This window comes from Streptomyces sp. NPDC017202 (genome assembly GCF_044331705.1).
Classification (GTDB): Bacteria; Actinomycetota; Actinomycetes; order Streptomycetales; family Streptomycetaceae; genus Streptomyces.
The window spans coordinates 505,188-517,018 of sequence record NZ_JBIRNP010000002.1; the positions used below are offsets into that span (position 1 = coordinate 505,188).

The 11,831-nt window shown below is 71.8% G+C and carries 10 protein-coding genes and 2 pseudogenes; 8 read left to right on the forward strand and 4 right to left on the reverse strand.

The annotated features are described in order from the left end of the window. Positions 1–62 precede the first annotated feature (62 nt). Both ACH4N1_RS06520 and ACH4N1_RS06525 read left to right on the forward strand, forming a co-directional pair. Complete coding sequence (locus ACH4N1_RS06520; RefSeq protein ID WP_398094929.1) at positions 63–1,178, forward strand: sugar ABC transporter substrate-binding protein; 1,116 nt, start codon at positions 63–65, stop codon at positions 1,176–1,178. A 1,180-nt stretch (positions 1,179–2,358) separates the two neighbouring features. Continuing rightward, a pseudogene (locus ACH4N1_RS06525) lies at positions 2,359–3,391 on the forward strand (LuxR C-terminal-related transcriptional regulator). Here the strand turns inward: ACH4N1_RS06525 and ACH4N1_RS06530 are convergent. Both ACH4N1_RS06530 and ACH4N1_RS06535 read right to left on the reverse strand, forming a co-directional pair. Further along, on the reverse strand, positions 3,354–4,346 hold the full coding sequence (locus ACH4N1_RS06530; RefSeq protein WP_398094930.1) for a LuxR C-terminal-related transcriptional regulator: 993 nt from the start codon (positions 4,344–4,346) through the stop codon (positions 3,354–3,356). The pseudogene ACH4N1_RS06525 and the gene ACH4N1_RS06530 overlap by 38 nt on opposite strands. Further along, positions 4,343–5,362: a helix-turn-helix transcriptional regulator gene (locus ACH4N1_RS06535; RefSeq protein WP_398094932.1), complete on the reverse strand. Its 1,020-nt coding sequence runs from the start codon at positions 5,360–5,362 to the stop codon at positions 4,343–4,345. Before ACH4N1_RS06535 ends, ACH4N1_RS06530 begins: the two co-directional genes overlap by 4 nt. A gap of 155 nt (positions 5,363–5,517) precedes the next feature. Between ACH4N1_RS06535 and ACH4N1_RS06540 the strand changes: the two genes are divergently transcribed. Beyond that, entirely contained in the window at positions 5,518–5,673 is a 156-nt protein-coding gene (locus ACH4N1_RS06540) for a hypothetical protein (protein WP_398094933.1), read from the forward strand. A gap of 7 nt (positions 5,674–5,680) precedes the next feature. Then, positions 5,681–6,019: a hypothetical protein gene (locus tag ACH4N1_RS06545; RefSeq protein ID WP_366059072.1), complete on the forward strand. Its 339-nt coding sequence runs from the start codon at positions 5,681–5,683 to the stop codon at positions 6,017–6,019. Between the two features lie 277 nt (positions 6,020–6,296). Here ACH4N1_RS06545 and ACH4N1_RS06550 read toward each other — a convergent pair whose 3' ends face one another. Next, a complete protein-coding gene (locus ACH4N1_RS06550; protein WP_398094935.1) occupies positions 6,297–6,710 on the reverse strand; it encodes a pyridoxamine 5'-phosphate oxidase family protein in 414 nt (137 codons plus the stop codon). A gap of 116 nt (positions 6,711–6,826) precedes the next feature. Here ACH4N1_RS06550 and clpB point away from each other — a divergent pair, with 116 nt between their 5' ends. Both clpB and ACH4N1_RS06560 read left to right on the forward strand, forming a co-directional pair. After that, positions 6,827–9,427 (forward strand): ATP-dependent chaperone ClpB, encoded by a 2,601-nt coding sequence (gene clpB / locus ACH4N1_RS06555; protein WP_398094936.1) that lies wholly within the window; start codon positions 6,827–6,829, stop codon positions 9,425–9,427. 135 nt (positions 9,428–9,562) lie between these two features. Beyond that, positions 9,563–10,105, forward strand: a complete 543-nt coding sequence (locus ACH4N1_RS06560) for a YbjN domain-containing protein (RefSeq protein ID WP_398094937.1) — start codon at positions 9,563–9,565, stop codon at positions 10,103–10,105. A 178-nt stretch (positions 10,106–10,283) separates the two neighbouring features. Here the strand turns inward: ACH4N1_RS06560 and ACH4N1_RS06565 are convergent, their stop codons facing one another. Then, positions 10,284–10,739 carry an ATP-binding protein gene (locus ACH4N1_RS06565; protein WP_398094938.1) on the reverse strand — a complete coding sequence of 152 codons (456 nt, stop codon included), beginning with the start codon at positions 10,737–10,739 and terminating at the stop codon, positions 10,284–10,286. A gap of 180 nt (positions 10,740–10,919) precedes the next feature. Here ACH4N1_RS06565 and ACH4N1_RS06570 point away from each other — a divergent pair. Beyond that, positions 10,920–11,675 (forward strand): annotated as a pseudogene (locus tag ACH4N1_RS06570) (helix-turn-helix domain-containing protein); the annotation flags it as partial. Between the two features lie 34 nt (positions 11,676–11,709). Beyond that, positions 11,710–11,831: DUF397 domain-containing protein (locus ACH4N1_RS06575; protein WP_398095265.1), on the forward strand; the 122-nt coding region annotated here is incomplete at its 3' end.

The window sequence follows — 11,831 nt, forward strand, 5'->3', positions numbered from 1 at the left end:
CCGCGTTGGCTTTTGAGCCACCTGGGTCAACATGTCGCACCCATGTCCGGAACGCACCTGAAGTGAGCCCTCGAATGCGTCGTATCGCCATAGCCGTGGCTGCCTCCACGATGTCCCTCTCGCTCGCGGGATGCGGGATGCTGAGCGCGACGGAGGACAGCGGCGAAGCGACGCCGACGAAGAGCAACGACATCACCGTCGGCGTGCTGATGCCGGAGAAGACGAACACCCGTTACGAGGAGTTCGACTACCCCATCATCAAGGCGAAGGTCGCCTCGCTCACCGGCAACAAGGGCAAGACGGAGTACGCCAACGCGGCCGCGAAGAGCGAGACGCAGGTGTCCCAGATGGAGCGGATGATCGACGAGAAGATCGACATCATCCTGCTCGACGCCGTCGACTCGCACGCCATCGCGGACACCGTGCAGAAGGCCAAGGACGCCGGCATCCCGGTCATCGCCTACGACCGGCTGGCCGAGGGGCCGATCGACGCGTACGTCTCCTTCGACAACGAGCTGGTCGGCCAGGTGCAGGGCCGCACCCTGGTCGAGGCGATCGACACGCCCAGCACCGCCGACAAGATCGTCATGATGAACGGCTCGCCGACCGACCCGAACGCCAAGCAGTTCAAGGCCGGCGCGATGTCGGAGCTGAGCGGCCGGGTGACGATCTCCGAGTCCTTCGACACCAAGGACTGGAGCCCGGAGATCGCCGAGTCCAACATGGCCGAGGCGATCGGGAAGATCGGCAAGGGCAACATCGCGGCCGTCTACTCCGCCAACGACGCCATGGCCGGCGGCATCATCAAGGCCCTGCGCGCCGCGGGCGTCGAGGAGCTGCCGCCGATCACCGGCCAGGACGCGGAGCTGCCCGCGGTGCAGCGGATCCTCGGCGGTGAGCAGTACATGAGCGTGTACAAGCCCTACCCGCAGATGGCGGAGGCGGCCGCGGAGATGGCCGTCGCCAAGGTCCAGGGCCGCGACATCGAGTTCGACGCCCTGACCCGCGACAAGGTCGACAGCCCCACCGACAAGGACATCCCGGCCCAGCTGGTCACCGTGGTGGCGCTGACGAAGAAGAACATCAAGGAGACCGTCATCGCGGACGGCATCTACAAGCCGTCCGACATCTGCACCGCCAAGTACGCGGCCGCCTGCCAGGCCCTCAACCTGAACTGAGCGGCGCGGGCCGGTAGGGGCGGCGGCGCCGGGCCGGCGCTCGCCGTCCGTGGGGCGAGGTACCGAGCGGGCCCCCGGGGCGCCGCCGGCGTCGGCGTACGCCGCACGGCGCCGCTCTCGCGTTGCGCCCGGCGGGAGCCGCCACGCCGAGCCGCTCGGTCACGGTCGCGCGGGCGGAGCCGGTCCACGCCCCGTGGCGCGGACGAGGCAGGGGGCGGACGCCGTCGCGCACGGCCGGAGCGGGCGCTGCTCGGCGGCACGGAGCCGGGCCGGGCCCGCTCGGCCGCCGGTGCCGGTCCCGCGGTCCCCGGCCCCCACCCCGCACCGGTACGGGCGACCTGAGGTCGTCGGCCCGGCCACGGCTCTCGCCCCTCCTGCAGCCGTACACCCTCCTGAGGCCACCGGAGTGGGTGCCTGCCCGCGCTCGGCCCGTACCGGGCCGTCGGCGGTCGCCCAGGAGCCCAGCGCCGCCCGGCCCGGACCGGCCCGGCCCGGTGCCACCGTGCAGGGCGCTGCCCGCCCACAGCCCGCACCGCCCGGTCCCTCCGAGGCGCTGTCGGCGCGCACCGCGGCAGGAGCGCCACCCGGGCCCCTGGGCGCCGGTCAGGCCCACCTTCAGCGGCCCGGACCCGCCGGGCTGCCCCTTCGCCGTACGCCCCCTTCAAAGCCGTCGAGGCCCCAGCCCCCGGCGCGAGGACCCGGGCGCCCGGGCGGGGGGCCCGCGTCCGCGACGGCGTCCGTCACGTCCGGGCCGGTGGCCGCGAGGGCCATCGGGGGCGTCCCGGTGGCGCTGTTGCGCCGTCGCCCCGTTCGCCCGCGCGGGAGCCGGTACGGCGGCCGCCCGGCCGCGTCGGCGCCGGCTCCCGGGGTACGGACGTCGCGTCCCGCCCGCCGCCGTAGGGGGGCGCCGGGGGCGGGACGTGACGCGGTGATCACCCGGCGGGGTGCGGGGCGCACGGGCGTGCGAGGACTCGGACGGATTCCCGCCGGGTGTCCGCGGGGAGCATCAGCTTGTTGCAGTGTGAGGGGCGGAGGCCGGGAGGAACCCACGTAAATGGGCGGAATTCAAAGGGGTCGTGGGGAGGAGCCGTGTTGCGGAGCCGGTCCGGGGCCGCGCATAGTTGCGCTGCGGAAAACGCGGACGACGCGCGACGCGCGGACGGCGGGGGTGGGATGGGCGATGGCCGGGCACGGGGCGGAGGAGCATCCTCACGGTGCTGACCGACTGTGCGAGGCCGGGGACCGCGTGTACTCCCGGGCCGTACGGCGGGGCCGGGTGGCGCGCCGGGACGCCGAGCCGGTGCCCTGCCTGCTGGACCTCGCCCTGCTGCACCCCGACCCCGACGACATGGAATGGCTGGTTCCGACCTCCCCGCAGGAGGTCATGACCCGCCTGTTGCGCGGACTCTACGACGAGGTGAGCGCCAGCCGGCTGCGGATGGGCTCGGCGGTCGCCGCCTTCGAGTGGTACGCCGGGCTCGGCGGGCCCGTGCCGGGCGGCCCGGCCGGGGAGGGTGTGGCGATCCGCGTCCTGGACGGGGCCTCCCGCATCCAGGCGGCCCTCGACGAGGCGACGGAGGCGTGCACCACCGAGGTGCTGACGGTGCAGCCCGGCGGCATCCGGCGCGAGCACGAACTGTCGGAGGGGCTGCACCGGGCGCTCGCCCTGCGCGGGCGGGGCGTGCGGATGCGCGACCTCTACAACCATGTCGCCCGGCACGGCCAGGGCCTGCTCAACTACCTGGAGCTGATGGGCGACGCGGTCGAGGCCCGCACCCTCGACGAGGTCATCGACCGGCTGATCCTGTTCGACCGCACGGTCGCGTTCATCCCCGCCAACGCCGACCGCACGATGGCGCTGGAGCTGCGCCACCCGGCCCTGGTCGCCTACCTGGGCACGGTCTTCGACCGGCTGTGGCGGCTGGCCGTCCCGCTGTCCGCCGCGCTGCCCGACACCCGCGTCGAGGGCGTCTCGCACCGCGAGCAGTCCATCGCCGCGCTGCTGGCGGAGGGGCACCAGGACGCGGTGATCGCCGAACGCCTCGGCATCAGCGTGCGCACCTGCCGCGCGCACATCGCCCGCCTCTCGGAGACGCTCGGGGCGGCCAGCCGTACCCAGTTGGGCGTGCGCATCGCCCAGGTCGGCCTCGACGTGCCGCGCACCGCGGAGCCCGCTCAGCCCTCCGGGTCGAGGATCCCCGAGCGCCCGATGAGGTAGCCGAGCTGGGCGCGGCTCTCGCTGCCGAGGGTGGCGGCGAGTTTGGCGATGTGCACCCGGGCCGTACGGACGTTCATGCCGAGGCGGTCGGCGATGACGGCGTCGGTGTGGCCTTCGACGAGGAGGGCGGCGATGGCGCGCTGGCGCGGGGTGATGCCGTCGCGGGTGGGCTGGGTGACCGTCTCGGGATACATGGGGGTGGCCAGGCGCCAGAGCCGGTCGAAGACCGTGACCAGGAAGGAGATCAGCGCGGGGTGGCGGATCTCGAGCGCGAGGCTGCGGTCGGCGTTGGCGGGGATGAACGCCACCGTCCGGTCGACCACGAGGAGGCGGTCGGTTATCTCGTCCAGGGTGCGGGCCTGCGCGTCGCCCCGCAGCTGCTCGTAGCGGGACAGCACGAGGGGCCGGTACCGCTGCGTGTGCTGGTAGAGGGCGCGGATGCGGCCGCCGCGGTCGAGGAGCGCCTGGTCGCGGCACATGGCGACGGCCTGGGCCGCCTCGCCGCGGGCGCCCGTGTGGTGGTGGTTCGGCTGGATGCAGAGGACCTCCAGGGACGCCTCGCCCATGGCGTCGGTGATGGCCTGGTTGATCTGCTCCGTACCGCTCAGGATGCGCAGGGCCGCCGCTTCCGCGTCCGCGGCGCACCGCCCGTCGATCCGCATCAGCGGCTCGAACTCCTCCAGCAGCAGGGTCTCGCGCCGTCGTTCCTCGGCGACGCGCGCCGCCGAGGTGCGCAGGAACCGGTGCAGGGCGGCGGCCGGGGCGACCGGCCTCAGCGCCCGGGGGTCGCAGGGGTCCGGGTGGAGCAGGCCGAAGCCGAGCAGGCAGGGGGCCTCCTCCTCGGCGTCCTTCCCGGTGACGTGTCCGTCCCGCAGGGCCCGCGTGTACAGCTCCAGGCCCGCGGCGCACAGCTCCTCCACACCGTGCTGCGGGTGCGGCGGCGTGTTCACGGCGCGGTGTCCTCCTGCTTGAGGATCCCGGACTGCGCGAGGAGGTAGCCGAGTTGGGCGCGGCTGCCGCTGCCCAGCGTCGAGGCGAGCTTGGCGATGTGCGCGCGGCAGGTGCGGACGTTCATGCCGAGCCGGCGGGCGATCGCCTCGTCGACGTGGCCCTCGACCAGGAGCTTGGCGATGGAGTGCTGGATGTCGGTGATGCCGTCCGGCGCCGGTTCGTAGGGGGCGCCCGCGCTCAGGGGTACGGCGCGGCTCCACATGAACTCGAAGACCTTGATCAGGTAGCGGACGAGGCCGGGGTGGCGCAGTTCGAGCGCGACCTGCCGGTCGTCGCGGGTGGGGATGAAGGCCACGGTCTCGTCGCAGATGATGAGGCGTTCGACGAGTTCGTCGATGGTGCGGTACTCCACCTTGCCGTCGGTGAACTGGGCCACGTAGGCCAGCGTCTCGGGGCTGTGTCGGGCCGTGTGCTGGTACAGGGTCCGGATGCGCACCCCGCGGTCGGTCAGCGGCTTGTCGCGGTCGAGGGCCTGTTCGAGGGTGTGTTCCAGCCTCCGTTGGCCGGGCTGGACGGTGAGCATCTCGGACCGGCACTGTGCGGTGGCGAGGTCGAGGGCGGCGTTGATCCGGTCGAAGCCCTCCAGGACCGTGATGGAGTGCGTGGACGCGGTGGACTGCGCGCTCAGTGCCATGAAGGGTTCGAAGGCGTCGGCGATCCGGATCGACATCCGCCGGTGTTCGCTGATCTCGCGTTCGATGGGGTTCAGGCGCTGGGCCAGCGCGACCGACGGCGGTACGGGACGCAGCCAGTCGGCGTCGTCGGGGTCCGGGTGCAGGAGGGCGAACTCCATCAGGCACGGAGCGGGTTCCGCGTCCACGCGTGCGATGCGTCCGGCGCGCAGGGCCTGCGCGTACAGCCGTGCGCCGGCCTCACACAATTCGGTCACCGCATGGGGATGTGTCCCTTTAGTCCCGATAGTTGCCAAATTTCCACCCCCCAGGGTCCTGAACATGCAGGAACATGATGCACCGATCGTGTGGCCACGACGTGCCCGAATGAGCCATCGTCTTACTCGACGGGGGAAGAGGTGACCATCAAGTGAGGACGAAGCCGACTATGGGCAAGAGAAAGCTTCGCTCGGTTCTTGTCGCCGCCTTCTCTGCCGCTGTGGCCTTCGGAGTGCTGAGTGGCCTCGCGGGTGCGGAGAACGGCGCCCTGGCGGACAGTAGCTGGGGTTCTGGGCGGCCGAGCACCGCTGTCGCCGGCGACAGCAGCTGGGGCATCGTGACGCCGAACGGCGCGGACGACAGCAGTTGGGGCTGACGGGCAGATGACGACCCCTCCTGACGACCGCTCCTTCCGACGCGAGATGGCCACGGCCTACCGCTCCGGCTGGCACTTCATCGACCTGGTCACCGCCATCCCCCACAGCGGTGACTCGTTGATGGTGACGGTGTTCGGGGAGCCGGTCGTCGTGACCCGGGACGATGACGACGACGTACGCGCGTACCGGTGCCTGCGACGGCCCCGGGGCGCCCCCCAGCCCGTACGGTGTGCCATCCGATACGGAATGATCTTCGTCAACCTGGACCAGCGGGACCACCAACTGGCGGAGTCGGCGAGTCCGACCGCCCCCAGGACCATCTCAGCCACCCCCCGCAGTGCCTGACGCGATTCCCCCGTCGTAACAGATCGCGCAGGTACTTCCCCCCGCAGCGGCGTCACCGTGACCTGAACACGGTGACGCCGCTGTCGTTCGCGGGAACATTTCCGGTTGTCGGACCCCGGCGAGGTGGCCGGAAGCCGCCGGTGCGGATCGGGTCACCCGCCGGCCGGCCCGTCGGCTCGCCTGCCCCGGCCCGTCGCACCCGTCCTCCCCGGTCCGTCGGCCCGCCCACCCCTGCTCGTCGGCTCGTCCTCCCGGCGCGTCGCGCCCGTCGTCCCCCTCAGCCCCGGCCCATCGCCCGCGTCAGTTCGATCTCGATCACCACGCGCGTGGGATTGGGGCGCGGGGCCCGGCCGTAGCGCTCGGCGTAGCGGCGTTCCGCCTCCGCGACCCGGTCCGGCTCGGCGCGGACGACGGCCCGGCCCTCCAGCGTGGCCCAGCGCCTGCCGTCCACCTGGCACACCGCGACCCGGGCGCCCTCCGCGCCGGCCGCCAGGACGTTGCGCACCTTCGTGCTCGCCCGGTCCGCGATCACCCGGGCGAGCCGGCCCTCCGGGTCGTACGTCACTCCCACCGGAACGACGTGCGGAGAGCCGTCCGGGCGTGGTGTGGTCAGGGTGCACAGGTGTCTTTCACGCCAGAAGTCGAGGTACGGCGCGTCGGGGGCGCCCGGGTCCTGCGGGTATGCGGCCATGGCTTGAACCTAGCGTCCGGGAGACTCCCGGACACAACCTTGAGTGGAATAGACTCAAGTTTGTGTACGCTGACAGAGTCAGTGATGACGGCTGACGCAAGGAGGAGACAGCGACCGTGGACGCAGAGCTGACCAACCGGAGCCGAGAAGCCATCCAGACCGCCGGCAATCGGGCCCTGTCCGCAGGACACCCCGACCTCACCCCGGCACACCTGCTCCTCGCGCTGCTCCAGGGGCAGGAGAACGAGAACATCGTCGATCTGCTCGCCGCCGCCGGCGCCGACCAGGCCGCCGTGCGCACGGGCGCCGAGCAGGTGCTCGGCTCGCTGCCCAGCGTCGCCGGGTCCACCGTCGCGCCCCCGCAGCCCAACCGCGAACTGCTCGCCGTGATCGCGGACGCCCAGGAGCGCGCGCGGGAACTCGGCGACGAGTACCTCTCCACCGAGCACCTGCTCATCGGGATCGCCGCGAAGGGCGGCCGGGCCGGCGAGGTGCTCGACCGGCAGGGGGCCACCGCGAAGAAGCTGCTGGAGGCCTTCCGCAAGGCCCGCGGCGGACGCCGCGTGACCAACGCCGACCCCGAGGGGCAGTACAAGGCGCTGGAGAAGTTCGGCACCGACTTCACCGCCGCCGCCCGCGAGGGCCGGCTCGACCCGGTCATCGGCCGGGACACCGAGATCCGGCGGGTCGTCCAGGTGCTGTCCCGCCGTACGAAGAACAACCCGGTCCTCATCGGCGAGCCCGGCGTCGGCAAGACCGCCGTCGTCGAGGGGCTCGCCCAGCGGATCGTGAAGGGGGACGTGCCCGAGTCCCTCAGGAACAAGCGGCTCGTCTCGCTCGACCTCGGGGCCATGGTCGCCGGGGCCAAGTACCGCGGTGAGTTCGAGGAGCGGCTGAAGACCGTCCTCGCCGAGATCAAGGACTCCGACGGGCAGATCATCACCTTCATCGACGAGCTGCACACCGTCGTGGGCGCCGGCGCGGGCGGCGACTCGGCGATGGACGCGGGCAACATGCTGAAGCCGATGCTCGCCCGCGGTGAGCTGCGCATGGTCGGCGCGACGACCCTGGACGAGTACCGCGAGCGGATCGAGAAGGACGCGGCGCTGGAGCGCCGCTTCCAGCAGGTGCTCGTCGCCGAACCGTCCGTCGAGGACACCATCGCCATCCTGCGCGGCCTCAAGGGGCGGTACGAGGCCCACCACAAGGTCCAGATCGCCGACAGCGCGCTGGTCGCCGCGGCCACCCTGTCCGACCGGTACATCACCTCCCGCTTCCTGCCCGACAAGGCCATCGACCTCGTCGACGAGGCGGCCTCCCGGCTGCGCATGGAGATCGACTCGTCCCCCGTCGAGATCGACGAGCTCCAGCGTGCCGTCGACCGGCTGAAGATGGAGGAACTGGCCCTCGACAAGGAGACCGACCCGGCCTCCCGGGAGCGCCTGGAGAAGCTGCGCCGCGACCTCGCCGACAAGGAGGAGGAACTGCGCGGCCTCACCGCCCGCTGGGAGAAGGAGAAGCAGTCCCTCAACCGGGTCGGTGAGCTGAAGGAGAAGCTCGACGACCTGCGCGGCCAGGCCGAGCGGGCGCAGCGCGACGGCGACTTCGACACCGCCAGCAAGCTGCTGTACGGCGAGATCCCGACCCTGGAGCGCGACCTGGAGGCCGCGTCCGAGGCCGAGGAGGAGGCCGCCAAGGACACCATGGTCAAGGAGGAGGTCGGCTCCGACGACATCGCCGACGTCGTCGCCTCCTGGACCGGCATCCCGGCCGGCCGCCTCCTGGAGGGCGAGACGCAGAAGCTGCTGCGCATGGAGGACGAGCTGGGCAAGCGGCTCATCGGCCAGGGCGAGGCCGTCCGGGCCGTGTCCGACGCCGTGCGCCGCTCGCGGGCCGGCATCGCCGACCCCGACCGCCCGACCGGCTCCTTCCTCTTCCTCGGCCCGACCGGCGTCGGCAAGACCGAGCTGGCCAAGGCCCTCGCCGACTTCCTCTTCGACGACGAGCGGGCCATGATCCGCATCGACATGTCGGAGTACGGCGAGAAGCACAGCGTGGCCCGGCTCGTCGGTGCCCCGCCCGGCTACGTCGGCTACGAGGAGGGCGGCCAGCTCACCGAGGCCGTGCGGCGCCGGCCGTACAGCGTGGTGCTGCTGGACGAGGTGGAGAAGGCGCACCCGGAGGTCTTCGACATCCTGCTCCAGGTCCTCGACGACGGCCGCCTCACCGACGGGCAGGGCCGCACGGTCGACTTCCGCAACACCATCCTGGTGCTGACGTCCAACCTGGGCAGCCAGTACCTGGTCGACCCGCTCTCCACCGAGGCCGAGAAGAAGGAGCAGGTCCTGGAGGTGGTCCGGGCGTCCTTCAAGCCGGAGTTCCTCAACCGGCTCGACGACCTGGTCGTCTTCTCGGCGCTGAGCAAGGAGGAGCTGGCCCGGATCGCGCGGCTCCAGATCGACCGGCTCGCCAAGCGGCTGGCCGAGCGCCGGCTCACCCTGGAGGTCAGCGAGGAGGCCCTCGCCTGGCTCGCCGACGAGGGCAACGACCCGGCGTACGGCGCCCGGCCGCTGCGCCGCCTCGTCCAGACCGCCATCGGCGACCGCCTCGCCAAGGAGATCCTCGCGGGCGAGGTCAAGGACGGCGACACGGTCCGGGTCGACACCTTCGAGGACGGTCTGATCGTGGGCCCCGCGCCGACCGGAAAGACCCTCTGACCGGCGCCCGCGCCCGGCCGGACACACGCCCTGAGCGGAATTCCGCCAACCGGAGGTGAACCCTCGGGGCGGGGGTTGCCACCCCCCGCCCCGCATGGGGGAGGATGGCCAGATCCGTACGAAGGGAAAATCACGGTGACCATCGACCCGTCCTCGATTCCGAACTTCGGGGGCCAGCCCGAGCCGCAGCCCCAGGGACCGGCGGGCCCCGTCGTTCCGGATCAGGACCTCGTGAAGCAGCTCCTCGACCAGATGGAGCTGAAGTACGTCGTCGACGACGAGGGAGACCTCGCGGCGCCGTGGGAGGAATTCCGCACGTACTTCATGTTCCGCGGCGAGGGTGACCAGGCGGTCTACTCGGTGCGCACGTTCTTCGACCGTCCGCACCAGATCGACGAGAAGCCCCAGATCCTGGAGGCCATCGACGACTGGAACCGCCGCACCCTGTGGCCCAAGGTGTACACGCACACCCACGACGACGGCACGGTCCGCCTCATCGGCGAGACGCAGATGCTGATCGGCGCCGGCGTCAACCTCGAGTTCTTCGTCTCCTCGACGGTGAGCTGGGTGCGCGCCTCCATCGAGTTCGACAAGTGGCTCGTGGAGCAGCTGGGCCTGGAGTCCTCGGTCGACGAGGCGGACAAGCCCGAGGACGACGACAAGTCCGGCGACGAGTAGCCGACCGCCCCGAGCGAACGGCGCCCGCCGCACGCCCCAGGCGAACGAGAGCCCGGCCAGGGCCGCGACCCCGTCAAGGTCGCGCGCCAGGGCCGGGCTCTCGCCGTGCGGAGCCTCGGTCCGTGCGTCCACAGGCTGTGGACGCACGGACCGAGGCCCCGCGAGATCCCCCTCGCGGTCACGACTGAGCCGACGCCCCGGTGGACACCTCCGCCCACACCGTCTTGCCCACCGGCAGACGGGGTTCCGTCCCCCAGCGCACGGCCAGGACGTCCACCAGGAGCAGCCCGCGCCCGGACTCGCCTTCCGGGTACGACGACGGCGGGGCCGTGGGCGGCCGCTTCGCGGCGGCGGCGTCCGCGACCTCGACGCGCACCAGATCCGCGGCCGCGTCGAGGACGAGCCGCAGCCCGAAGTCGCGTCCGGGGACCCGGCCGTGCCGCACGGCGTTCGCCGCCAGCTCGCCGACGACGAGCGCGACCGCGCACGAGGCGTCCGACACCGGCGGGTGGCCCCACTCCTCCATGCGCCGGACGGCGAGGCGCCGGGCGAGCCGCGCACCTCGGGGTGTGGAGGCGAACCGCGCCGCGAATGAGGGCAGTTCCTGCTCCGGAGTGGTCGTTGCTGTCAGCACGGCTTGTCCGTCCTTGTCCGCTGTGAAGAGGGAGAACTCCCGCGACGTACACGCTTCGTCACGTTCCGTACCCAAGGATCGGCAGGTCGCCCTACGCTCGACAGGTGACACAGCCTTACTTTTCCTCCCGTAAGGAACGGAAGTGACGCCTTGGCCAACGGAATCGACCCCAGTACGTCCATGGCAGCCCTCTTCGGCGCGCGGGTCCGCCGGCTCCGCACGGCGGCCGGACTGACCCAGGCCGAACTGGGCGACAGGACACACGTGGTGAGCACGCGGATCACCCAGATCGAGCGGGCGTCCGGAGCCAAGCCGACCCCGGAACTGGCACGCGCGCTGGACGCGGCCCTCGGCGCGGACGACCTGCTGGTGGACCTGTGGCCGTACGTGTACCGGGAGGCGTTTCCGGACTGGTCGCGGAAGTTCATGGAGTACTCGGCGCGGGCGGTGGCCGTCCGCGAGTACGCGGCCCATGTGGTGCCAGGCTTGTTGCAGACGGAGGGCTACGCGCGGTCGGTATTGAGCGTCGGCCGAACACTCGGCAGTAAGGAGCAGTTGGAGGAGCGGGTTGCCCTTCGCATGGGACGACAGGAGCGCCTCGGCACCCCCGATCGTCCGGAGCTGTGGGTGGTCCTCGACGAGGCGGTGCTCCGGCGTCCGGTCGGCGGAGACGCGGTGATGCGCGAGCAGTTGGCGCGGCTGCTCAGATCCTCGACGGAGCGTCACATCACTGTGCAGGTGCTGCCGTTCGACCAGGGCGAGCACGATGTCATGGGCGGTTCGCTCACGGTCCTCACGATGCCGGACGGCTCGGATATCGCTTACACGGAAGGCGCGCACTACGGCCAACTCGTCGAGGATCCGGACGAGGTGAGGAGTTTCGCGCTGACCTACGATCGGCTGCGGGCGGCAGCGCTGCCCCCGCTCATGTCGCTTGACATGATCCGATCCGTGAGGGAGGACAACCACCGTGGAGCGAAGGTCCCGTCCCGATCTGAACGGCGCCGCGTGGCGCAGGAGCAGCTACAGCAATCAGGAGGGCGGCAACTGCGTGGAGGTGGCCGACGGATTCCCGGGGGCCGTCGTCCCGGT